We start from the raw sequence: 23,465 nt of genomic DNA on the forward strand, positions 1-23,465 counted from the left end.
TCGACTTCAGGCGCCGCGATGATAAGAGACGGAGGACTGCATGGCCGACTTGTTTGAAAATCCGATGGGTCTCGATGGCTTTGAGTTTGTGGAGTTTACCGCACCGGAAAAAGGCATTCTCGAGACCGTTTTTGCGGCTATGGGCTTTGAGAAAGTTGCTCGCCACCGCTCCAAAGAGGTGGAGCTGTGGCGCCAGGGCGATATCAACTTTATCACCAACTACGAGCCCAAAAGCCACGCTGATTACTATGCCCAAGAGCACGGCCCCTCCGCCTGTGGCCTGGCTTTCCGTGTGAAAGACGCCAAGTTCGCCTATGAAGAGGCCCTGCGTAAAGGCGCGCAGCCAGTACAGGTGCATACCGGCCCAATGGAGCTGCACCTGCCTGCCATTAAGGGTATTGGCGGCGCCACCCTGTATCTGATTGACCGCTACAAAGATGGCGAGTCCATCTACGATATCGACTTTATCTGGGAGGAAGGCGTAGAGCGCCGTCCCGAAGGCTGTGGCTTCCACACGTTGGATCATCTGACCCACAATGTATACCGCGGCCGTATGGACTACTGGGCCAAGTACTACGAAGACCTGTTCAATTTCCGCGAGATCCGCTACTTCGATATCAAGGGCGAGTACACCGGCCTGCTGTCCAAGGCCATGACCGCGCCGGATGGCAAAATTCGTATCCCGTTGAATGAAGAGGCGGCCGGTGGCGGTGGCCAGATCGAAGAGTTCCTGATGAAATACAACGGTGAGGGCATCCAGCATATTGCCTTTGCCTGTGACGACCTGGTGGCCTGCTGGGATCGCCTGAAAGAGCGCGGCATGGAGTTTATGACCCCGCCACCGGATACCTACTATGAAATGCTGGAAGAGCGCCTGCCGGGCCACGGTGAGCCCACCGAAGAATTCCAGAGACGCGGTATCCTGCTTGATGGCACCACCGAAGGCGGCCAACCGCGCCTGCTGTTGCAGATTTTCTCTGCGAATATGCTCGGCCCGGTATTTTTCGAGTTTATCCAGCGCAAGGAAGATGAAGGCTTCGGCGAAGGCAACTTCAAGGCCCTGTTCGAATCCATTGAGCGCGACCAGCTCAAGCGTGGCGTAATCAAGGAAAAGGAATAAAAACCGGAGGCTTCAATGGGCATCAAGCGCATTCACCATGTGGCCTATCGCTGCAGGGACGCCAAGGAGACCGTGGCATTCTACCGCGATCTTCTCGGCATGGACTTCCAGCTGGCCATTGCCGAAAATGAGGTACCCTCAACCGGTGAGCCGGACCCTTACATGCATGTGTTTTTGGATGCGGGTATGGGAAATGTGCTCGCCTTCTTCGAAATCCCCAATTCCCCGGAGATGGGGCGCGATGAAAATACCCCCAAGTGGGTGCAGCACATCGCCTTCGAAGTGGAGTCTATGGAGGAACTGCTCGCGACCAAAACGCGACTGGAAGCGGCTGGGGTCGATGTGCTCGGCCCCACCAACCACACGATTTTCCAGTCGATCTATTTCTTCGATCCCAACGGCCACCGCATCGAACTGGCCGCCAATACCGCTAGGCCCGGCATGCACAAAGAATTGAAACGGGTGGCTGAGGATATGCTGGAAGAGTGGTCGCGCACGAAAAAAGCCCCAAGGCATGCTGCGTGGATGCACGGGGAGGGAGAGTTTGTGGAAAAATCTGAAGGGGACCCACAGTGAAGTTAGCCAGCCTGAAATCCGGTCGCGACGGCCAACTGGTTGTCGTCAGTGATGATCTTACCCGTATGGCTTCTGCCAGTGATATTGCACCCACCCTGCAGAGCGCCCTGGACAACTGGGCAGCAGTCAACAGTGAACTGGAGACACTGCGCCAGCGCCTGCAAAATGGTGAGATCCAGGGGGAAACGTTCGATCAGACCCGGTGCGCCTCGCCTCTGCCGCGCGCCTACCAATGGGCCGATGGCAGCGCCTATGTAAACCATGTGGAACTGGTGCGCAAGGCCCGCGGTGCCGAGGTGCCGGAGAGTTTTTACACTGACCCTCTGATGTACCAGGGGGGGTCCGATACCTTCCTGGCGCCACGGGAGCCGGTGAAGATGCCCCAGAGCAACGGCTTTGGTATCGACTTTGAAGCGGAAATCGCCGTGATCACCGACGACGTGCCTATGGGGGTGTCTGCCGAGGATGCACTCTCTCATATCAAGCTGGTGATGCTGGTAAACGACGTCTCCCTGCGCGGGTTGATTCCTGCGGAGTTGGCCAAGGGGTTCGGTTTTTACCAGTCCAAACCCTCCAGCGCCTTTTCACCGGTGTGTGTCACGCCCGCGCAACTGGGTGAAAACTGGCGTGAGGGCAAATTGCATTTGCCGCTGGTTTCCCGGCTGAACGGACAGAAGTTTGGTGAGCCCAATGCCGGTGTGGATATGACGTTCCACTTCGGTCAACTGATTGCCCACGCTGCCAAAACCCGTCCACTTTGTGCAGGCACCATTATAGGTTCCGGTACCGTATCCAATAAATTGGATGACGGCCCCGGTAGACCCGTGGCAGAGGGTGGTGTCGGCTACAGCTGTATCGCCGAGATCCGCATGATAGAAACCATTCAGCAGGGTTCCCCGAGCACGCCATTTATGGATTTTGGCAATACCATTGCCATTGAAATGTTTGACGGGGATGGTCAATCTGTCTTTGGACGTATTGAGCAGGCCATAGAGCAGGCTTAAGCGACATTCGACACCAAATCCGGCCCTGTTCAGTGGACTGCGGCTTTTCAAGCAGCAGTCTCTTGTTCGGTCGGGTTTTTTATCAGAAAAGTCTTTCCTCTGTTTTCCCAGTCCAAGCCAGTCTGGTATTCCTGGGTGTGGTCATGTATTGGCCCTGGGGGTTGTTCCCGTTTGCACGTAGCCAATGGATGAGAGTGTAAATTAAATTGTGTAACTGCTCATGCCTCCGTACTCTGAACCGGAGAATACCATGAGCAAAACCATGAATAATTACGGGTAAGCCATTTTCACTCAGGGTTTTACTTTTTTAATCAAATAGCCTTTATTTAAAGTGTGCAATATTATTGATCCTGATGCCAACCAAATCCAACTTAGAGAGTTCATATCTTAGCAGGTAACCCCAGTCCCACTTTTAGCTTCTGTGCCCATAACGAGTTGTTCGCCTTTTCTAGCGGCTGCGATTTGTCTACGGTTATCCATGGGGTTTTTTGATATTAAACCTGGAGGTTGTGATGAGGAAAATTTTAATTTTTGGAAATTCCGGTTCTGGGAAATCTACACTTGCCAGACATATTGCAGGTAAAGAGGGTTTGACCCATTTGGATCTAGATCTTTTGGCATGGCTGCCAATATCGCCACCTCGAAGAAGGCCTATTGAAGAATCACGGAGAAGGATAAATAGTTTTCTGCGGGAGCAGAATGGATGGGTTGTCGAGGGATGCCACACTGATTTACTGGTACTTCTGAGGTATGAAGCCACGGAAATAATATTTATAGACCTCAGCGTTGAACAATATATCGTCAACGCCAGGAATCGCCCTTGGGAGCCGCACAAGTACAAGGCCAAAGAAGCCCAAGACGCAAACCTGGAAATACTGGTCAGCTGGATTGGGGAATATAAACTAAGGTCAGATACATGCGCCTATCAATCACATCGTAACTTTTACGATACTTTTCAAGGCAATAAGAGGATTTATACCGAGAATCAGGTGAACAAACACTGATTCGATACAATTGCCTTTGCCTCTATAGAGGGTGTTTAAAACGCTGTATTATAACCAGCCGTAAAGATTATTGTCTTTCTCCAGGCGACCGGAAATCCGGAAGGAGTTTCCGGTCGCAAAAAGCAGCCCTCGATTACGCCACCCATGTTATGGTTACGAGATGATTTGAACAGAATAATGGAAAAAACAGTGAAATCTGGCTGCACCCTGAACAACCGCCTTATTCGATTCTCCGGTGCCCTGGTGGTCACCTGTCTTCTTGCCCCATTGGGTTGGGCCGCTACGGCTACCGAGCAACTGCACAGTGTGATTAAGGACCACTGGAAATACAGTTTACGCGAAGACCCCATTACCGCCGGGCGCATGGGTGTGCGGGAATATAACCGGCAGCTGCCGGGGGTGACTGCCGAGGATCGCGCGCGCCGCCTGGAGGCTGAACGCCGGTTCCTCAATCGCCTCAACGCAGTGGATGCAAAGGATTTGGCCGAATCGGACAGGATCAACCGTGAATTGTTTGCATGGGTTCTGGAAAACGGCATTGAGAGTAAGACGCTGTTTCTAGAGCGGATTCCCCTGAACACTTTCTCCAGCTTCTACAGCAGTGCACTGAATGCCAACCGGGGTCTGGCCATGCACCGGGTCAGCGATTACGAGGATTATATTGCCCGGATTAGAGAGTTCGGCCGCTACTTCGATGAAAACATCGCCAATATGCGCGAGGGCATACGCACCGGCTTTGTACTGCCCAGGATTGTGGTGGAAGGGATAGCGCCCACAGTGCGTGCACAGGTCTACTCAGACCCCACCGAGAGCAGTTTGTACAAGCCCTTCGCGGAAATGCCCGAATCTATTCCAGCTGAAGAACAACAACGCCTGCGCGATGCCGGTACAGAAGCAATTCGGCAAGTGGCCATCCCGGCTTTTGCCCGCGTTGCCGACTTCCTTGAGGGAGAGTATCGCAAGGCTGCCAGTGAGGCCATTGGCGCAGAACAGATGCGCGATGGCAGCGAGTACTACCGTCATAATATTCGTTATTATGTCACCATGGATATGAGCCCGGCGCAGATCCACCGCATCGGACTTGAAGAGGTGGGGCGCATCCGCGCGGAAATGGAAGCCTTGATCAAAGAATCCGGCTTTAAGGGCAGCTTTGAGGAGTTTACCCACTTCCTGCGTACAGCTCCGCAGTTTTATGCCAACACATCGGAAGCACTGTTGAAGGAAACCGCCTATATCGCCAAGCGTATCGACTACCGCTTGCCGGAATTTTTCAATGTGCTGCCGCGCACGCCCTATGGTGTGGTGCCGGTGCCCAGTGAGATAGCCCCCAACTACACCACGGCTTCCTATAACCCCGCCGCCATTGGCGGTATCCGCGGCGGTGCCTACTGGCTGAACACCCACGGACTGAACCAGCGTCCCCTGTACGAGTTGCCGGCGCTGACCCTGCATGAGGCGGTACCGGGGCACCACCTGCAAAACGCGCTTTCCCAGGAGCTGGAAAATGTACCGGACTTTCGCCGCAACCTTTACTTGAGCGCCTTCGGTGAAGGCTGGGCTCTCTACTCGGAACGCCTCGGCAAGGAGATGGGTCTGTATACCACTCCCTACGAGCACTTTGGGCGCCTCAGCTATGAAATGTGGCGCGCCGCCCGCCTGGTAATCGATACGGGTATCCACTCCCAGAGCTGGACCCGCCAGCAGGCCCTGGATTTTCTCTCTGACAACACCTCACTGTCGCCGGCCAATGTGCGTGCGGAAGTGGACCGCTACATCTCCTGGCCGGGACAGGCGCTCTCCTACAAGATGGGTGAGATCAAAATTCGCCAGCTGCGCGCCCAGGCAGAAAAGGCCCTTGGGGACAAGTTTGATCTGCGGGCATTCCACGACGCCATTCTCAGTAACGGCGCCCTGCCGCTTTCCATGCTGGAAACGCAGATACAGCGCTTTATCGCCGAGCAGAAAGCCCCTTAGCAAGGGGTTGAATATGGATTCATTCCAACGGGGAGATTCGAATGATAAATCACGTTGGTCGGTGCTTGAGTTGTCGCGCAGGATTTATTGTCTTTTACCAAATGCTCAATCCCTCTTAATCATGGGAAAATAAAGCCCAAGATTGAATTTGCGAGTGCATATCTCTTGTCGTAGAAAAAGCGCGAAGACTACGGCAACTGGCTGCCTTTTCCAGTCCTATCAGGATATGCACTAGTATATGAGATACATTCCCCAAATGCCTAACAAGTGAGTGGGGTTCGCTACAGGCCCTGAAGGAATTCCACAAGACGACTACGCCACACGTGATCCGTTGAGCTGATCTGTTACAGGCTCATCAAGGATAAAATTAAATGCCAGTTTTAGAATATGGCTATGAAATGATTGCAAGGGTTTTATCTGCTGGTCAAATAAAATCCATAAACCGCGATATCCAAGCCATTAAGATAACAGCTAAAGTTGGAGGTATCCGAAATGCTGAGAAAAAGTTTTCTTCAATACGTGAGTTAGCGGAGTCGCAGAAAATAAGAGACCTGGCAAGCGGCTACCTTCCGGGAAAAGCCAGTTTGGTCCGCGTGATATTATTTAACAAGACAGAAGAAACTAACTGGTTTGTCACATGGCATCAGGATAGAACCGTAGCCGTTTCGGAAAAATTTGAAAAAGAAAATTGGCAGTCGTGGAGCATCAAAGATGGAATTTATCACGTCCAGCCTCCAGTTGAAGTTCTCAATCAAATGGTAACTTTCAGAATCCATCTGGATAACACTGATCTAGAGAATGGTTGTCTTAAAGTGTTACCTAATAGCCACAGATTAGGTATTTTAGATCATGCCGATATCCAAGAATATGCAAAAAATCATGATTTCGTGACTTGCAAGGCACCGGCGGGATCTGCTTTAGTGATGCGCCCTCATATGCTGCATTCATCCAGCAAAGGGTCAAATCCTTCTCAGCGCCGGATTTTGCATCTTGAGTACAGTAGCTACACATTACCTGCAGATATCACATGGGCGTAAAGCAGGTAATCAGTTAGGGCCTGTTCACACTAATTAAAGTATCGGCAATAAGCGCAAAGTGAATAAAAAACGTGAAAACAACATCCAGTTTGTCAAAGCGAGAGAAAATTCTTCTGAAGCCCTTCAGGCGTCGAAACAGTCTCTCCACTTCATTTCGCTTTTCGTACGCCTCTAAGTCGTATTTCCAATCGTGACTTGCTTATTGTCGATCGATCGCTAACTCCGGTACATGGTGATGTTGTAGTGGTGGCTCTGGATGGCCAGTTAACATGCAAAATTCTAGACAGGAAGCGAGGATGCTTATTGTCGGCCAACTCCAAGTGCCCGGCCATTTCTGTCTTGGAGGGTCAGGAGCTGGTAGTGGGAGGAGTGGTGAAAGCGTCGGTTCGCTACCATAGAGGAGGTTGAACCAACTGCTGTTTGTATATTCAGCCAGCTTAGAGAGTAACTTCTGAGTCGAGAGGGCGCAGTGTTGAAGGATGAACGGTTGGCATGGTATTACCGCTGCACAGGGCCCTGTGTTGAGCGAAAATGGTGCTGGCGAGGGGTCGAATTGTCAAATTGGCTACAGAGAAGCATACTGGCCTTGCGCGATCATATCATCTCTCAAGTCAATGGAAATGAGCATATCTTATGAGCAGCCAAACTCGAGATTTTCCTCCTACTGTACGGGAATATATCCTTAACACCGGCATGCGAGAGCACCCTGTACTGATTGAACTTAGGAATGTCACCCGCACTTGTACCCAGGCTGAGATGCAAATCTCACCCGAACAAGGGCAGCTGATGGCGCTGTTGGCAAGACTGATAAAGGCCAGGAGAACGATTGAGGTGGGTGTGTTCACCGGTTACAGCGCATTGTCTGTGGCCATGGCCCTGCCGGAAACCGGGGAAATGATCGCCTGCGACATCAATAAACAATACACTGACACAGCCAGAGCCTTTTGGACGCAGGCAGGGTGCTCTCAGAAAATAAAACTCTATCTTGCCCCTGCTTCTGAGACTCTGGCAAAGCTGATCGAGCAAAAGCAACACAACCAGTTTGACATGGCCTTTATTGATGCCGATAAGACGGGCTATGACACTTACTACGAACAGTGCCTGCAATTGATCCGCCCCGGTGGTCTTATTTTAGTCGACAACGTACTCTGGGGAGGCAGTGTTGCAGATGACGACAAAAACGACCCGGATACCCTGGCCATCAAAGCCCTGAATCAGAAAATTCATAAAGACAACCGGGTTGATATGCTGCTTTTGCCCGTTGGGGACGGGTTAACCATTGTTACTAAAAGAGATGCTTGAGTTTCGATTCGGAGCGAGAGAGGCTTTCTTTTGGTCATGCAACGTTTCCTGAGGCGACTGCTGGCTTTTTTCAGATCGTATTTGCCAAACGGTGGCAGATTGTAAGTGATATCATTGGTCCTCCCCGTGTAATAAGCAGAAGCAGGGTTAAACATGGGTGTCAAACATCGCAAACTGGAAGGAATTGTCACGAATTTTCCGCAGGTTGAGGTGTTATACAATCGGAGGATATCGCGGTGTAAAGTATGGTGGGATACAGGGGAGTGCGGTAGACAAAGGTGATGAATCCCCCCGGGTTTGTCGGAGGCAATTTGATTTGAGTCATGCCGCTTGGGCAGACTCGGTTTCTTGATAATACAGGTTTTCGTATCCGGCTGGAGGCATATCGCCAATTGGCCCAAGAATGCGGTAATGGTTAAATGTAGTAGTTCAGACTTGATCTGACAGTTACCGGTTTTTCTGACGGCGCTCTGTCAGGTCAGGTTCAGTTCACGAACTTTTCCATCCAGATCTTTTGGCCATCTTCAAGCGTTTGTACTGGCGTACGGCCACAGCACTTCCTGCCTTGGTGGGTTCGTTCATTATTGTAATAATTGAGCCATTCGTCTAGATCCATCTGCAGATCCTCCAGCGAGCTATAAATCTTGCGTCGTAGTGACGGCTGATAAAACTCCTGCAGAATAGTCTTGTGAAATCGCTCACGATAATTTCACTCATATTAGATGTCCACTTGTTGATAGGTGGACACCTAAATTACAGCGTAGAGTTTGGCTGAGTAAATGAGATTACCGGACGGTTACTTTTTACCTGTCTACTCTCCAGAATTAAATTTGAATGAACGGTTATGGAAGTTTTTCAAGAAAAACGTTCTTTACAATATATACCATGAGGACCTGAACATACAAATGACGAAGCAACTCAGCCGGGACCAGGTTGAAACCTTTAACCGCATTGCTGCCGTCATACCGGAGAACCTTTCCCAGGCTGCAGGAGGTTAATACCATGCTAAGACCCGCCCCGAGAAATCTCGAAGTGCTCGGCTCTACCTACATCACCCCGCATATGCTGCGGATCACCTTGGGTGGAGAAGCTCTGGCCGGCTTTCCGAAAGACCTGGAGAGCGCTTATGTAAAATTGATTTTCCCGAACGCGGGAGAATCTCGCCCGCTGATGCGCACCTACACTATTCGCCATCAGCGGGATGGGGAAATCGATATTGATTTTGTCATCCACGACAACACCGGTCCCGCTTCCAGCTGGGCGCTGGCGGCCAAGCCCGGGGGCCGTATCGACATGGTAGGACCCGGAGCGAAAAAACTGATCAGCCAAAATGCGGACTGGTTTCTGCTTGTGGGAGACATGACGGCGCTGCCGGCCATCAGCGTCAACCTGGCAACCTTGCCACAGACGGCGCGGGGCCATGCCGTGATAGAGGTGGTAGACGAGTCCGATATTCAGGACTTGCCACATCCGGAAGGCATGGAGTTGCACTGGGTGGTCAATCCGTCTTCACAGACTGAAGAATCCCGCATCCTCGAGCGCGTAGAATCACTCGAATGGTTGGAAGGCAGGGCCGCCGTCTGGGCGGCCTGTGAATTCAGTGAAATGCAGAGGCTTCGGAAATATTTCCGGGAAGAGAGAGAAATTCCCAGCAGCCTTCGCTATGTTTCCAGCTATTGGAAAATTGGGTTCAGCGCAGATCAGCACAAGCTTGCCAAGCAGGAGGATACGGAGTGCGGTATGCGGTAATCCGGCTGTGGTAGTCGATGTTGTCGGCATGGGCTGCGGTGAATGACACCCTAGAATGAGCGCTTACTGATATATGCAGCATTATCCAAAAAATTGGGCTCACCTATTGATATTGTCGAACTTAGCGAAGACTTTACAGACTTATGCCGCAAAGCCTTTGAGAAAGGCGATGCAATCCCTTTTCAACAGGTTGTTAGAGGTTTCCGGTGAGCGCCATAACAAACAGATCGGGCGGCAATAGCTGGCCGTTGATCTTAAGCTGGCCCCGATTCACTTCAAGGAGCATCTGGAGTTCGCCATCCTGCTCCAGAAGCAGGCCGTATTCCCGCAATAACAACGCCTGTGCCACCAAAGGCGACTGCAACAGAGCCGGTTCCGCTGCGCTCAGGGTCACGGTGGCCACCAGGGGCTTCAGCCACTGATTGAGGAGGTTGCCGTAACGCTGGCGTGGAGGGTGCTGCATACCGCGCCAATCAATCTCGGCGTCCACCAGTACCGGGCCGTTGCGGGATTCCACCGCCAGCTGTTGTTGCAATCGCAGCGGCGGGCGCATTGCGTTTGGCCAGTCCCTCCGTGCCGATGGCAGCAGGGCGCCCAGGTAGTGCCCCAGATCCATAGCCCTGATATTCGGTAGTGTTATCTGCTGTTGAACAGAGGTTATCGGAGTGGTCGATTCCACCTCGGGCAACTGCAGGTCGCTGATCAGCTTTAGGGTATTTCCGGCCAGTTGTTCCAGGGTCAGGTTCAGGCTGATATTGCGCAGCGCCACCGGGCCGGAGTCCGATTCCGCGCGCAGCAGTGGCAGGTGTAACTGGGCATTTCCGCCGCGGCCGGGTGTAAACTGAAAGGTTCCTTTCAGCGGCTCCACATAGAGAACCTCTGCGCCCTGGCGGGTCTGGTGCAGCTTGCCCAGGTCCACACTGCCGGTGAGCACTGCACCGGTATAGTCGGTTTCCACCGATACCTCACCGCCGTCAAAGGCCAGTTCTCCGCTCTCATCGATGCGTTTAAAAGGAACCAGGCGCAGGGTATTGAGCACCCGATTGTCCGCGGTCACCAGGGATTCGAGGACCAGCGGGCTGTCCTGCAGGCTGCCGTATACCCCCTCCACCTGTGCGCGCAGCCCTGCCGGTAATTGCTCCGGCTGCAGGCGGGTCTCGCTGTAGACCAGCCCCACTTTCGGGCCCTGCGCAGTAAATAGCAGGGGGCCGTGGTGGATTTCGGTATGCAGCTCTGTCTTGTCGTTTTGCAGGGTTACCTGGGTACGGGTTTCGGCACCAAACCAGTGGCGCTGGTAACCGGTGGTTGCCCCCCCCTGCAGCCTGCCCAGTTGCTGCTTCCAGATTGCCTCCACCCTGGGGCCGATAAACCCGGGTGCTGCCAGGGCGGAGATCACCAACACGGCAAACAGAATCAACAGGAGTGCGCGCAGCAGCTTCATAGGTACTCATTTTTTTGGCTGGAATTTCGCCGATGGTAGCAGATTGTATGGAAGTTGGTGCGATAGGAGCGCATTGCTTTCCGCGCTCTGGCAAGAACTCGAGATGGTAACCGCGGATCTGCCTCAGGGGCGCGCCTAGGCAGGCACTGCCGAGTAGGCTTTGGGCAGCCAACCGGTCCGGGTTTTACCCGGCAACCGCGGGGTTGCCGGGTGCATAGAACAGCAAAAATACCACCAGCGAACGGGGGAGGTGCCAGGGTTTGGGAACCGGGCCAGCTGTTACCCGTAACCGGATGGAAAACTGCCGGTAGTGTGACCCTGTGGCGGGAAAAGGCGTTTGCACAAGCTCTGGCGCCCGGCGTATGGCCGGGGCTGGCACTGTGCAGGGCAATCCTTAAACCGCCTCGCGCCATACCAGCTCCCGCTCGCGCGCGTAGTGGGGGACAAAATGAAATTGCACCTCGGTGCCGCCCTCCTCACGCCGGCGGATTTGCAGCTTGCCGTTCAGGTTGCTGGCGCGCTCCTGCATGATGGACATGCCGAAGTGGTTGCGCTTTTCCGGTGCATTGCTGATGCCAATGCCATTGTCGCGAATGCATACCTTGAGGGCGTGGTTGTCGGCCTGGATAAGGCTGATCTCCACCCTGTCTCCCTGGGAATGGTACACGGCGTTTTGCGAGGCCTCGCGCACCAGCTGCAGCAGGTGGATTTCCTCGTGGGGGGTGAGGGGGACCTCATCCAGGTGGTAATCCAGCAGGATGCTGATCTGCGGGTGCTGCTCGCGGTAGGCGAGGATGGACTGCTCCAGAATGCTGCGCAGTCCGCCGGGTCCGACCTGCAGGCGGAAGGTGGTGAGCAGTTCGCGCAGCTGTCGGTAGGAGGCATCCAGGCCCTCTTTCAATTCTGCGATGATTTCCTCCACTGCGACCCTGTCCACCTGATCGCGGCGGTTGGCGCGGTTGAGCCGGGTTACCTGGATTTTCAGGTAGGAGAGGGACTGGGCCAGGGAATCGTGCAGCTCCCGCGCGATAATGGCGCGCTCATCCAGCAGGGCCACGCGCCGGTCCTGAGCCTCGCGCTCATTGATGGCGATGGCGGCGGTGACGCTGTCGGCGAAAGTGCCCAGGCGCTGCTGCTGCTCCTCATCGAGACTGTCCCCACGGGGCAGGCTGCACATCAATACACCGTAGTTGCGCTTGTCCACTTCCAGGGGAAAGCGGTATACGCGGCTCTCGCCCTCTTCAGAGGGGCCGCAGGTGTTCACGCACATGCGGCACTCGCTGCCGCTGCAGTATTCGTTACCCAACCCCTCTACCAGGTGTTCATAGGGGGCTTCGCCCTCCGGGGTCATCAGGCACAGATCCAGATTTTCCAGGCCAGCCACATTGGCAAATTCACCCAGCCACTGGCCCAGTTCGGTGCCGGGCAGGGGGCCTTCGCTGATGCGTCGCGCCAGGCGGTACTGAAAGTCCAGCGCCTCATGGCTCTTTTGCAGTTGTGCGGTTTTCAACTCCACGCGGTGGGCCAGGTCCCGATGAGTGGCGTGTATTTCATCGCTCATATTATTGATGGTACACGCCAGCACCCCCAGCTCATCCTCGCTGTCGATTTCCAGGGGAGGCTGGTGAAAATTCCCCTGAGCGATGCTCAGGGAGCGGTTGGTGAGCAGCTTCAAGGGCTGCTCCACGGAGCGGTGCAGGATATACAGGGAGAGATACACCAGCACCACGGTGGCGAACAGGGAGCCCAGCTGTACCAGACGGAGTAAATTGATCTTCTCCTCGGCGATGGTCTGGTAGTCGAACACCAGGGTGTCCACATCGGTGATAAACGGTTCCAGGCGGTTGGCCAGTTGTTGGGAGTCCATGGCGGTGTGGCTGGCGGCAATGGATTCCAGCAGCGGGCGGATCTCCTGTTCCCAACTGTGCATCACCTTGTTGTAGTGGCGCGCTGCGCGCAGGTTGTCGCTGGCGCTGAAGTCGGAGATGCTCAACACCTTTGCCAGGCGCTGTGCCACTTCATCCGCCAGGTCACGGGTGGCCGCGAGGTCTCCGGAGGGGGCGATGGCGGACAGCCGGTAGCTCATGGCGCGCAGGGAGCCGGCCAGGTTCACTGCGGCGGCATCGTTTTCGGCGGCATCGGAGATGATATAGGAAGCCACCATGGAACTCAGTGCCACCAGCACGGTGAGCAGCATCAGGGTGCCGATGCGGTAGACAATGGACTGTCGGATTCGGTTCAGCATATCGGGTCGTTTGCTCCCAGGCGGCTGTGGTCGGAGGTCTCCATTGTGCCGTCCACTGGCGCCCAAATTTGTGGGTACCCACAAAGATCGCCAGTTTCGCACAAAATTCAACCTTTTGTCTGTTTTTTGATCGCAGCCCTTGCCAGTAGCGGTCCCGGTGCGGATCGGGGTGAACACCAGCCATATTTTCCTACCCATTCAGGGGTAGTTTGCCGCATTTCTACCCCTTTTTGATCAGGTGATCCCCATGGGGTGCGCTTTTATATTCCCCCTAAACCGAGGTTCTAACCGCATACCGATGCCCTGGGAGTACCGCATGAGCCATTTCCTGGACCGACTGAAATACCTGAAAAAACATAAAGAGCCCTTTTCCGGGGGGCATGGGGAAAAAACCGACGATGACCGCAGCTGGGAAGATGGCTACCGCCGCCGCTGGCAGTTCGACAAGATCGTGCGCTCCACCCATGGAGTGAACTGCACCGGCTCCTGCAGCTGGAAAATCTACGTGAAGGACGGTCTGGTCACCTGGGAAACCCAGCAGACCGACTATCCGCGCACCCGCCCGGACCTGCCCAACCATGAGCCACGGGGCTGCCCCCGTGGCGCCAGCTACTCCTGGTATATGTACTCGGCCAACCGCCTCAAGTACCCGAAGATCCGCAAGCGCCTGGTAAAACTCTGGCGTGAAGCCAAGTTGAGACACAGCGATCCGGTAGAAGCCTGGGCCAGTATTGTGGAGGATCCGGCCAAGGCCAGGTCCTACAAAGAGCGTCGCGGTATGGGTGGCTTTGTGCGGGTCAAATGGGATGAAGCCAATGAGCTGATTGCCGCCGCCAACGTTTACACCACCAAGAAATACGGACCCGACCGGGTGACAGGCTTCTCGCCGATTCCCGCTATGTCCATGGTGTCCTATGCCGCCGGTGCCCGCTATCTGTCATTGATCGGCGGCAACTGCCTGAGTTTCTACGACTGGTACTGCGACCTGCCGCCCGCCTCTCCGCAGATTTGGGGCGAGCAGACCGATGTGCCCGAGTCCGCCGACTGGTATAACTCCAACTACCTGATCGTGTGGGGCTCCAATGTGCCCCAAACCCGTACCCCGGATGCGCACTTCCTCAGCGAGGTGCGTTACAAGGGTGCCAAGACCTGCGTAATCACCTCCGACTACTCCGAGTGCTCCAAGTTTGGCGACACCTGGCTGGCACCGCGCCAGGGTACCGATGCGGCCCTGGCCATGGCCTTCGGCCATGTGATCCTGAAAGAATTCCATGTGGACAAGCCCAGTGCTTACTTCACCGAATATGTGCGCACCACCACCGATATGCCGATGCTGGTGACCCTGGAAGAGCGCGACGGCAAGCTGGTACAGGGCCGCTTCCTGCGCGCCTCCGACCTCGCGAATGACCTCGGCCAGGACAACAACCCGGAGTGGAAGACCATCGCCGTCAATTGCGATGGCCAGCTGGTTTCCCCCCAGGGTTCCGTAGGTTACCGCTGGGGAGAGCAGGGAAAATGGAACATCGAGCAGCGCGATGGTCTCAGCGGCGAAGAAGTAAAGCTGAAGCTCAGCCTGAAAGACTGCGCCGATGAAATCGCCCAGGTGGCATTTCCTTACTTCGGTGGCCAGACCCACGAACACGACTACTTCCAGCACACCGACCACAGTGATGTGATCGACTACAAGGTGCCGGTGAAGTTTGTGCAGAACAAAGACGGCGAGGTGCTCAAAGTCGCCAGCGTCTACGATCTGACCCTGGCCAATTACGGCGTCGAGCACGGCCTCGACGACCCCAACTGTGCGCAAAGCTACGACGAAGACAAGCCCTACACCCCCGCCTGGCAGGAGAAGATCACCGGCTGTCGCCGTGAAAATGTCATCCAGGTAGCGCGCGAGTTCGCCAACACCGCCGACAAAACCCGTGGGCGCTCCATGGTGATTGTGGGCGCTGCCCTCAACCACTGGTATCACATGGATATGAACTACCGTGGCCTCATCAATATGTTGATGATGTGCGGTTGTATCGGCCAGAGTGGCGGTGGCTGGGCCCACTATGTGGGGCAGGAAAAACTGCGTCCGCAAACCGGCTGGACCCCGCTCGCTTTCGGTCTCGACTGGCAGCGTCCGCCGCGCCATATGAACGGCACCTCCTTCTTCTACAACCACGCCAGCCAGTGGCGTTACGAGAAGCTGGAGATGGAGGAAGTGGTTTCTCCGCTGGCCGACAAGCGCAAGTGGCAGGCTTCCATTATCGATTACAACAGCCGCGCCGAGCGTATGGGCTGGCTGCCCTCCGCACCGCAGCTGGGCATGAACCCGCTGCAACTCACTAAAGACGCCGCCGCTGCGGGTATGTCTCCCAAGGACTACGCTGTAAAGCAGCTCAAGCGCGGTGCGCTCAAGTTCGCCAACCAGGACCCGGATAACCCGCAGAATTATCCGCGCAACCTGTTTATCTGGCGCTCCAACCTGCTGGGTTCCTCCGGTAAGGGCCACGAATACATGCTGCGCCACCTGCTCGGCACCAAGCATGGCCTGATGGGTAAGGACTTGGGCGAAGCCGGCGGCAAGAAGCCGGAAGATGTGGCCTGGCATGACACCCCCAGTGAGGGCAAGGTGGACCTGCTGGTGACGCTGGACTTCCGTATGTCCACCACCTGTCTCTACTCCGACATAGTGCTGCCCACTGCCACCTGGTACGAGAAGGACGACCTCAATACCTCCGATATGCACCCCTTTATCCACCCGCTCACCAAGGCGGTGGACCCGGCCTGGGAGGCGCGCAGCGACTGGGATATTTTCAAGGGCGTGGCGAAGAAATTCTCCGAACTGACCGACGGCCACCTGGGGGTGGAAAAGGACTTGGTCACCTTGCCAATCCACCACGATACCCCCACCGAAATTGCCCAGCCCTTTGGGGTGAAGGCCTGGTGGAAGGGCGAGTGCGACCTGATTCCCGGTGTGACCGCGCCGAGCATGATCGAGGTGGAGCGCGACTATCCCAACACCTACAACCGCTTCACCTCTATCGGCCCGCTGCTGGAAAAACTCGGCAATGGCGGCAAGGGCATCAGCTGGAATACCGATGACGAGGTGGACTTCCTCAAGAAACTCAACCGCACCTGGAAAGATGACAGCGCCCGCGATGGCCGCGCCCGCATCGACAGTGCGGTGGATGCCGCCGAGATGATTCTGTCACTGGCCCCTGAAACCAATGGTCAGGTGGCGGTGAAGGCCTGGGAGGCTCTGGGCAAGATTACCGGTCGCGATCACACCCATCTGGCCAAGCCCAAGGAAGACGAGAAGATCCGCTTCGCCGATATTGTGGCGCAGCCCCGCAAGATTATCTCCTCACCCACCTGGTCCGGCCTGGAAGATGAGCATGTGAGCTACAACGCCGGCTACACCAATGTGCACGAGCTGATCCCCTGGCGCACCATCACCGGCCGCCAGCAGTTCTACCAGGATCATGAGTGGATGCGCGACTTCGGCGAGAACCTGTGTGTGTACAAGCCGCCCATCAACCTGAAAACCGTACAGCCGGTGCTGAACCAGAAGCCCAACGGCAACAGGGAGATCCTGCTGAACTGGATTACCCCACACCAGAAGTGGGGTATCCACAGCACCTATTCCGACAACCTGCTGATGCTCACCCTGTCTCGCGGTGGCCCCATCGTATGGATAAGTGAGAACGACGCCAAGCTGGCGGGCATTGAAGACAATGACTGGATCGAGATTTTCAACGTCAACGGTGCCATTGCCGCCCGCGCGGTGGTGTCCCAGCGGGTGCCCGATGGCATGGCCATGATGTACCACGCCCAGGAGCGCATCGTGAATACACCGGGCGCGGAAACCACCGGCACCCGCGGCGGTATCCACAACTCCGTGACCCGTGCGGTGATGAAGCCCACCCATATGATTGGCGGCTATGCCCAGCAGTCTTACGGCTTTAACTACTACGGCACCGTGGGCTGTAACCGGGATGAATTTGTGGTGGTGCGAAAAATGAACAAGGTGGACTGGCTGGATGGCGAAGATGCCAAAGCGCCGGCGCGAGAGGAGGTGTAGCATGAAAGTGAGAGCCCAGATCGGTATGGTGCTGAACCTCGATAAATGTATCGGCTGCCATACCTGCTCGGTGACCTGTAAAAATGTCTGGACCTCCCGCGAGGGAGTCGAGTATGCCTGGTTCAATAACGTCGAGACCAAACCCGGTGTCGGCTACCCAAAGGAATGGGAGAACCAGGACAAGTGGAACGGCGGTTGGACACGCAGGAAAAACGGCAAACTGCAGCCGAAGATCGGCGGTAAACACCGGGTGCTAGCGAATATTTTTGCCAACCCGGATATGCCGGAGATCGACGATTATTACGAGCCCTTCGACTTCGACTACCAGACACTGCACAAGGCGCCGGAGCAGAAACACCAGCCGGTGGCCCGACCTCGCTCGCTGATCAGTGGCGAGCGTATGGAGAAGATTAAATGGGGCCCCAACTGGGAAGAGATCCTCGGTACCGAATTCGACAAGCGCAAAAAGGATAAAAACTTCGAACAGGTGCAGGCGGATATCTACGGTGAGTTTGAAAACACCTTTATGATGTACCTGCCGCGCCTGTGCGAGCACTGCCTCAACCCCGCCTGTGTGGCGGCCTGCCCCAGCGGCGCCATCTACAAGCGCGAGGAGGACGGTATTGTCCTGATCGACCAGGATAAGTGCCGCGGCTGGCGCATGTGTGTGTCCGCCTGCCCCTACAAGAAAATCTACTACAACTGGAAAACCGGTAAATCCGAGAAGTGTATTTTCTGCTACCCGCGTATCGAGGCCGGCCAGCCCACCATCTGTTCCGAAACCTGTGTGGGCCGTATTCGCTACCTGGGTGTATTGCTCTACGACGCCGACCGTATTGAGGCGGCCGCCTCTGTAGAAGACGAGAAGGCGCTCTACCAGGCCCAGTGCGATATCTTCCTCGACCCCAGCGATCCCAAGGTGCAGGAGGCCGCCCGCGCCGAGGGAATTCCCGAAGCCTGGCTCGAAGCCGCGCAGAACTCCCCGGTGTACAAGATGGCCATCGACTGGCAGATCGCCCTGCCGCTGCACCCGGAGTACCGCACCCTGCCCATGGTCTGGTATGTGCCGCCATTGTCACCAATCCAGAACGCAGTGCAGGCCGGCCAGGTGGAGACGGTTACCGTGGGCCGCGGTGCCGAGATCCCGGATCTCTCCACCCTGCGCATCCCGCTGCAGTACCTGGCCAACCTGCTCACCGCCGGCGATGAGAAACCGGTGGCCCGTGCCCTGGAGCGCATGATTGTGATGCGCGCCTATATGCGCGGCATCCATGTGGATGGCGTACAGGAGCGCGAGCTGCTGGAAGAGGCTGGCCTGACCGTAGCCCAGGTAGAAGAGATGTACCGCTATATGGCTCTGGCCAACTACGAGGACCGCTTTGTGGTGCCTTCAAGTCACAAGGCCTATGCCGAAAACGCCTACGACATCAAATCCGCTTGCGGCTTCAGCTTCGGCAACGGTTGCAGCACCGGCAACGACAGCACCAATATTTTTGGTGGCAAGCGGCAGACGGTGCGTGAAGTGATCCCGGCCAAAGTGGTCGACTGAGCGGGGAGAACAGCGAATGAAAGTGTTAAATGTGATTTCTCGGCTGCTGGACTACCCGTCCGACGAGCTGGTGGCACACCTGGATGAGCTGACCAACTGGGTGGCGGAATCCGATGAGCTGGATGCACCCCTGCGGGATATGTTGCTGGCATTTATTTCCCACTACGAGCGTATGGACCCGCTCGACTGGCAGAGTGAGTACGATGGCCTGTTCGAACGCGGACGCGCTGTGTCCCTGCATATCTTTGAGCATGTGCATGGCGAATCCCGCGATCGCGGCCAGGCCATGGTGGATCTGCTGGAACGCTACCGCAGCGCCGGCCTGGCACTGAGCGCGCGCGAGCTGCCGGACTACCTGCCCACCTACCTGGAGTTTTGTGCCACCCAGGGCGACGCGGCCTACGAGTGGGTACACGACATCACCCATGTGATCGCCCTGCTCAGCGCGCGCTTGTCCCAGCGCGAGAGTCCCTATTACCTGCTGATGGATGCCTTGCTGCAGATGGCCGGGGTAGTTGTGGACCTGGCGGCGCTCAAGGAGGAGGTGGCTGGTGAGGCGCGCGATGATACCCCCGAGGCGCTGGACAAAATCTGGGAGGAAGAGGTGGTCAGCTTTACCGGCGCCAATCAATGCGACCAGTCGATAACGCGGCCCAGCGCTGCGCAACTGCGCGACGGCCAGCCCCTCACCTGGACCGATGCCACTCAGAATCCTGCCCAGCCCGCACCACAGGAGTAACACGATGCACTATCTGAATACGCTGCTCTTCGCCATCTATCCCTTCGTCGCCCTTACGGTGTTTCTGGTGGGAAGCCTGATCCGCTACGACCGCGACCAGTACACCTGGCGAACCGGTTCCAGCCAGCTGCTGGAGCGCAGGCAGCTGCGCGTTGGCAGTTACCTGTTCCATATCGGGGTCATTGCCATCCTGCTGGGGCACTTTGTCGGCCTGCTCACCCCCAAAGCGGTGTGGCACTTCCTCGGCATTGAGGCCTCCACCAAGCAGCTGATGGCTATGGGGATTGGCGGCTTCTTCGGGGTGATCTGCTTTATCGGCCTCACCATCCTGATCAAACGCCGCCTTACCAACCCGCGGGTGCGCGCCACCACATCCAAAATGGATCTCACCATCCTGCTGATGCTCTACGCCCAGTTGATCCTGGGGCTGATCAGTATCCTGGTTTCCGCCGGACATATGGACGGTGCCGAGATGCTCAAGCTGATGACCTGGGCCCAGTCCATTGTCACCCTTGACGGCTCTGCAGCCGCAGCGGCAATCGCCGACGTTAATATCATTTACAAGCTGCATATTTTCCTCGGCATGACCCTGTTTCTGGTGTTCCCTTTCAGCCGCCTGGTGCATGTATGGAGTGTTCCGGTGCAGTACTTCCATCGCAATTACCAGTTGGTGCGTGCCAGGGCGGTGCGCTGAGGAAATGAAGCCGGTGCGGCCCTCGCGTGGAGTTGAAACATGAATACAGTACTGGCCTCAGACGCCCTTGAGCGCGAGTTTGAACTGGCCGAAGTGGTGGCTGTCAACGGCAGTGAAATTCCTGCAGACCTGATTTACCGGGAAATGCAGTACCAGAGCGCCGATTCGCCGCGCCAGGCGATCTATCGCGCCGCCCGTGCGCTGGTGATTGGCTGGCTTTTGCGTGAGCGGGCCGCCGCACAGGGGCTGTGCGCTGCCGATGAGGACCTGCACAGTGAGGTTTTTGATCGTGCAGTGTCAGAGCTATTGCAAGGTGAGTTGCCAGTGAGCCTGGCGGGCGAAGCCGAATGCCGCGCCTACTTTGAAGCTCACCGGCAGAAATTCCGCTCCGACCCCCTCGCCGAGGTGCGCCATATCCTGATCCCGGCAGCACCGGAAGACGCCGAGGCATGCTGCCGGGCGCGCAAAGGAGCGGAGGACATGCTGGAGCAGATCCGCGCCGATGCCAATCCGTTGCAGGCCTTTGCCAAGCTGGCTCAATCCCGCTCCGCCTGCTCCTCTGCTGAGGCCGGTGGCAGTCTCGGCCAGGTGGGTCGCGGCGATACGGTGGCCGCTTTTGAGCGCGCAGTCTTCGCCCAGGGCACCGGTCTGGTGCCGAAACCGGTGGAAACCCCCTACGGTGTGCACCTGATTTATGTGGAGCAGTGTGAGCACGGCCGCCTGCTGGAGTACGCATATGTGGCAGAGCGGATTGAGGAATACCTAACGGAAAAGCGCCGCCGCCAAATGACCGGCGACTACCTGAACAGGCTGGTGGAAAATGCGCAGATCACCGGGCTGGATTTGTCTGGCCCGAGGGTTCACTGAGGTGGTGGCAGTCTACCCGCGGATGTGTGGAAAGGTTAGGGGGGACTGCCTGATCTGGTTCTGATGCGGTCGCAATCACGCGCTCGGCGAGCGCATTGTTGTGTTATCCCTGTTTCCCAATACAACACCGAGCACAAGGAACAGCAGGTGAACGCCCAGGGTGATAAACACAAGGGTATTCAGTGTGGGAATGGGGTTACTGATAGGTGTCTCGTAGACCAGGGCTACCCCAACCACAAGGTAAAGCCAAAACCCTATAAGTATGCAGAGCACCGATATAATAGGTGAAAGACAGAGCCTTTTGGTGGTGAAATAACCGGCTGCCAGAAACAGAAACCCGAAGCCAAGAATTTGTTGAACAATGGTTATCAAGACAAAACCAAGATCCAGGCTAAGATGCTCCTGAAGCCACAAAAAGAATGCCTTGGGTATGGCGATAGCGGCAAGGTAGCCTGTAACAATCACACCGACGGCTGAAACCAAAATGCCAATACCAATGGCTAAAAGCAGTTTACTGTACCTACCCATGGATCTTCCCTCTTACGTATAATGGGCAAAGCTGTGATGGGAAGTATGTTTTGCGCCCGGTAAACCGGGCAGATACTTGTTTAAGTGGCTATTCCCCCGTATTCCACAGGTGCATAGTATCCATTCTCTGAGTGTAACCGACTAGTATTGATAAGGTTATTACTGTATTTTCTCAGAGCATAACGCAATTTCTAGACATTTTGGCATTTTTGCACGAATCCGCTTTGTCATCTTTTCCATTCGTTTTGCGCTAATTGTCGATACTTTAATTAGTGTGAACAAGCCCTGATCGTAGTTCAAAGCCGTTCAATATCAGAGTAGACTTTCTTAGCTCCCAGCGATACTGGGTAGATCCTCCTTAAGGGGATAGCTGGCGTCCAGAACCCTAAAGCCCAGGTCACTGAACCAATTGCGGCCATTTACCAGTACAATTACACCTTTCTGGTTTTCGAGATCAAATGCTGCCAGGCTGACAAATCCATTGGTGCCACCGCGATGGAAATATAGGGTTTTACCGCTTTCGTGCCGCTCCATCACTTCCCAGCCAAGTGCAAGTACCTTTTTACCGTCGCGCAGGCGAATGCGTTGTGTTTCTTTGATCGCCGCATCCATAGGCGTTTTGTAAACCCCGATCTGCGCACCGATAAAGTGCAGCATATCCTGGGCAGTTGATCGCAAGCCGCCAAAGGATGAGTAATGCCCAAGATCGAGTGCATCGGTTTCAGCGCCTTGCCTGAAACCTGTTACAAGCCTCGGTTGTTTTTCATCTGGCACAGCAAAATGACTGTCGCTCATCATAAGAGGTTCGAGCAATCGCTTATGCATCAGGGTTTCAAAGTCAGTTTCAAGAGACTGTTCAACTGCACGCTCTATAATCATGTAACCCAGGTTTGAATAACTGTAACTTCCAGGCTTTGCCTCTGGCTTATAGCCCGCGAGAAACTGGTGGAACTGGTCAAGGCTGTAATTTTGAAACCGGTGGTCATCTTCCGCATCGATATCGAGCGGGTCTCTGGCGAAACCTGATGTATGGTTCAGAAGGTCAGTGATGCTTATCGCCCCATCAGGATCTGCAGACTTGCTTAGCACGGGCATAAAGTCAGCAGCTGTCGCTTGCAGTAAAATGTCACCAGAGCCATCCAGGATTGCCATCAAGGTAGCGGAAACAGGCTTGGTGATAGAGCCGATCTCAAAGATTGAATTTTCATCGGGCTTGGCATTGCCCTCTAGCGATAGGCGGCCAAAGCCATAATAGCGTGGACCGTTCCGGTCAATCACGCCAATCACTGTGCCGAGATGATAACCTTTGTCTATGCGATCCTGTGCCTGAAAGGCGATATCAGCAGCAAGCCCGCTGTTACTTGCCGCAAGCGGGCTGGCACTAAGGACCAGTCCAATAAGCAATAGTGCGGTTTTCTTCATATAGTCTCTCCCAAAAGAATTTTATTATTTGTAAGTCGCCAGTTGCAAATATGTGTACGACCCTCGGGATTATTCTTTTTTTGCTTACCGGCTAGTGATGGCTGGCAAGATCTTCAACATGGCCAAAGGCCCTTTAAGCTAGCCT

At 55.4% G+C, this 23,465-nt stretch carries 18 protein-coding genes and 1 pseudogene; 14 read left to right on the forward strand and 5 right to left on the reverse strand.

The genetic code is table 11. The features are described from left to right. Positions 1-40 precede the first annotated feature (40 nt). From hppD to Q5Y71_RS00450, 8 genes are all read left to right on the forward strand, one after another. On the forward strand, positions 41-1,120 hold the full coding sequence (hppD, locus tag Q5Y71_RS00415; RefSeq protein WP_306039142.1) for a 4-hydroxyphenylpyruvate dioxygenase: 1,080 nt from the start codon (positions 41-43) through the stop codon (positions 1,118-1,120). Positions 1,121-1,135: 15 nt separating this feature from the next. Next, positions 1,136-1,696, forward strand: a complete 561-nt coding sequence (locus Q5Y71_RS00420) for a VOC family protein (RefSeq protein ID WP_306039144.1) — start codon at positions 1,136-1,138, stop codon at positions 1,694-1,696. After that, positions 1,693-2,700: a fumarylacetoacetate hydrolase family protein gene (locus Q5Y71_RS00425; protein WP_306039145.1), complete on the forward strand. Its 1,008-nt coding sequence runs from the start codon at positions 1,693-1,695 to the stop codon at positions 2,698-2,700. Before Q5Y71_RS00420 ends, Q5Y71_RS00425 begins: the two co-directional genes overlap by 4 nt. Positions 2,701-3,212: 512 nt before the next feature. Beyond that, positions 3,213-3,704, forward strand: a complete 492-nt coding sequence (locus Q5Y71_RS00430) for a shikimate kinase (protein ID WP_306039147.1) — start codon at positions 3,213-3,215, stop codon at positions 3,702-3,704. 189 nt (positions 3,705-3,893) lie between these two features. Then, complete coding sequence (locus Q5Y71_RS00435; protein WP_306039149.1) at positions 3,894-5,678, forward strand: DUF885 family protein; 1,785 nt, start codon at positions 3,894-3,896, stop codon at positions 5,676-5,678. A 371-nt stretch (positions 5,679-6,049) separates the two neighbouring features. After that, positions 6,050-6,715, forward strand: a complete 666-nt coding sequence (locus Q5Y71_RS00440; protein WP_306039150.1) for a phytanoyl-CoA dioxygenase family protein — start codon at positions 6,050-6,052, stop codon at positions 6,713-6,715. Positions 6,716-6,910: 195 nt separating this feature from the next. After that, positions 6,911-7,123, forward strand: a complete 213-nt coding sequence (locus tag Q5Y71_RS00445; protein ID WP_306039151.1) for a LexA family transcriptional regulator — start codon at positions 6,911-6,913, stop codon at positions 7,121-7,123. A gap of 225 nt (positions 7,124-7,348) precedes the next feature. Then, a complete protein-coding gene (locus tag Q5Y71_RS00450; RefSeq protein WP_306039153.1) occupies positions 7,349-8,017 on the forward strand; it encodes an O-methyltransferase in 669 nt (222 codons plus the stop codon). Positions 8,018-8,501: 484 nt separating this feature from the next. On the opposite strand, the pseudogene Q5Y71_RS00455 reads toward Q5Y71_RS00450, so the two are convergent. Continuing rightward, positions 8,502-8,717: pseudogene (locus tag Q5Y71_RS00455) on the reverse strand (integrase core domain-containing protein); the annotation flags it as partial. Positions 8,718-9,019: 302 nt separating this feature from the next. Here Q5Y71_RS00455 and Q5Y71_RS00460 point away from each other — a divergent pair. Next, positions 9,020-9,766 (forward strand): siderophore-interacting protein, encoded by a 747-nt coding sequence (locus Q5Y71_RS00460; RefSeq protein WP_306039155.1) that lies wholly within the window; start codon positions 9,020-9,022, stop codon positions 9,764-9,766. A 193-nt stretch (positions 9,767-9,959) separates the two neighbouring features. Here the strand turns inward: Q5Y71_RS00460 and Q5Y71_RS00465 are convergent, their stop codons facing one another. After that, the gene (locus Q5Y71_RS00465; RefSeq protein WP_306039157.1) at positions 9,960-11,207 is read right to left on the reverse strand and encodes a DUF945 family protein; all 1,248 of its coding nucleotides are present in this window, start codon (positions 11,205-11,207) and stop codon (positions 9,960-9,962) included. Between the two features lie 394 nt (positions 11,208-11,601). Beyond that, on the reverse strand, positions 11,602-13,452 hold the full coding sequence (locus tag Q5Y71_RS00470; protein ID WP_306039158.1) for an ATP-binding protein: 1,851 nt from the start codon (positions 13,450-13,452) through the stop codon (positions 11,602-11,604). Between the two features lie 316 nt (positions 13,453-13,768). Between Q5Y71_RS00470 and Q5Y71_RS00475 the strand changes: the two genes are divergently transcribed. The 5 genes from Q5Y71_RS00475 to Q5Y71_RS00495 are packed head-to-tail and all read left to right on the forward strand — an operon-like array spanning position 13,769 to position 21,370. Beyond that, positions 13,769-17,521 (forward strand): nitrate reductase subunit alpha, encoded by a 3,753-nt coding sequence (locus tag Q5Y71_RS00475; protein ID WP_306039160.1) that lies wholly within the window; start codon positions 13,769-13,771, stop codon positions 17,519-17,521. Between the two features lies 1 nt (position 17,522). Beyond that, positions 17,523-19,070 carry a nitrate reductase subunit beta gene (narH, locus tag Q5Y71_RS00480; protein WP_306039162.1) on the forward strand — a complete coding sequence of 516 codons (1,548 nt, stop codon included), beginning with the start codon at positions 17,523-17,525 and terminating at the stop codon, positions 19,068-19,070. A gap of 16 nt (positions 19,071-19,086) precedes the next feature. Further along, entirely contained in the window at positions 19,087-19,809 is a 723-nt protein-coding gene (gene narJ, locus Q5Y71_RS00485; protein WP_306039164.1) for a nitrate reductase molybdenum cofactor assembly chaperone, read from the forward strand. Between the two features lie 4 nt (positions 19,810-19,813). Continuing rightward, positions 19,814-20,503 carry a respiratory nitrate reductase subunit gamma gene (gene narI, locus Q5Y71_RS00490; RefSeq protein WP_306039166.1) on the forward strand — a complete coding sequence of 230 codons (690 nt, stop codon included), beginning with the start codon at positions 19,814-19,816 and terminating at the stop codon, positions 20,501-20,503. A gap of 39 nt (positions 20,504-20,542) precedes the next feature. Further along, positions 20,543-21,370: a peptidylprolyl isomerase gene (locus Q5Y71_RS00495; protein ID WP_306039167.1), complete on the forward strand. Its 828-nt coding sequence runs from the start codon at positions 20,543-20,545 to the stop codon at positions 21,368-21,370. A 75-nt stretch (positions 21,371-21,445) separates the two neighbouring features. Here the strand turns inward: Q5Y71_RS00495 and Q5Y71_RS00500 are convergent, their stop codons facing one another. Continuing rightward, the gene (locus tag Q5Y71_RS00500) at positions 21,446-21,898 is read right to left on the reverse strand and encodes a hypothetical protein (RefSeq protein WP_306039169.1); all 453 of its coding nucleotides are present in this window, start codon (positions 21,896-21,898) and stop codon (positions 21,446-21,448) included. A 327-nt stretch (positions 21,899-22,225) separates the two neighbouring features. Further along, complete coding sequence (locus Q5Y71_RS00505; RefSeq protein WP_306039171.1) at positions 22,226-23,320, reverse strand: serine hydrolase; 1,095 nt, start codon at positions 23,318-23,320, stop codon at positions 22,226-22,228. Between the last annotated feature and the right edge of the window lie 145 nt (positions 23,321-23,465).

The organism is Microbulbifer sp. 2205BS26-8 (assembly GCF_030731025.1).
Classification (GTDB): Bacteria; Pseudomonadota; Gammaproteobacteria; order Pseudomonadales; family Cellvibrionaceae; genus Microbulbifer; species Microbulbifer spongiae.

Coding starts and splice junctions, on each gene's coding strand:
- Q5Y71_RS00450 (WP_306039153.1), top strand. CDS start 7,349: ATGAGCAGCCAAACTCGAGATTTTCCTCCTACTGTACGGGAATATATC.
- Q5Y71_RS00440 (WP_306039150.1), top strand. CDS start 6,050: ATGCCAGTTTTAGAATATGGCTATGAAATGATTGCAAGGGTTTTATCT.
- Q5Y71_RS00500 (WP_306039169.1), bottom strand. CDS start 21,898: ATGGGTAGGTACAGTAAACTGCTTTTAGCCATTGGTATTGGCATTTTG.
- Q5Y71_RS00465 (WP_306039157.1), bottom strand. CDS start 11,207: ATGAAGCTGCTGCGCGCACTCCTGTTGATTCTGTTTGCCGTGTTGGTG.
- Q5Y71_RS00420 (WP_306039144.1), top strand. CDS start 1,136: ATGGGCATCAAGCGCATTCACCATGTGGCCTATCGCTGCAGGGACGCC.
- narI (WP_306039166.1), top strand. CDS start 19,814: ATGCACTATCTGAATACGCTGCTCTTCGCCATCTATCCCTTCGTCGCC.
- Q5Y71_RS00470 (WP_306039158.1), bottom strand. CDS start 13,452: ATGCTGAACCGAATCCGACAGTCCATTGTCTACCGCATCGGCACCCTG.
- Q5Y71_RS00460 (WP_306039155.1), top strand. CDS start 9,020: ATGCTAAGACCCGCCCCGAGAAATCTCGAAGTGCTCGGCTCTACCTAC.
- Q5Y71_RS00475 (WP_306039160.1), top strand. CDS start 13,769: ATGAGCCATTTCCTGGACCGACTGAAATACCTGAAAAAACATAAAGAG.
- narJ (WP_306039164.1), top strand. CDS start 19,087: ATGAAAGTGTTAAATGTGATTTCTCGGCTGCTGGACTACCCGTCCGAC.
- hppD (WP_306039142.1), top strand. CDS start 41: ATGGCCGACTTGTTTGAAAATCCGATGGGTCTCGATGGCTTTGAGTTT.
- Q5Y71_RS00495 (WP_306039167.1), top strand. CDS start 20,543: ATGAATACAGTACTGGCCTCAGACGCCCTTGAGCGCGAGTTTGAACTG.
- narH (WP_306039162.1), top strand. CDS start 17,523: ATGAAAGTGAGAGCCCAGATCGGTATGGTGCTGAACCTCGATAAATGT.
- Q5Y71_RS00505 (WP_306039171.1), bottom strand. CDS start 23,320: ATGAAGAAAACCGCACTATTGCTTATTGGACTGGTCCTTAGTGCCAGC.
- Q5Y71_RS00430 (WP_306039147.1), top strand. CDS start 3,213: ATGAGGAAAATTTTAATTTTTGGAAATTCCGGTTCTGGGAAATCTACA.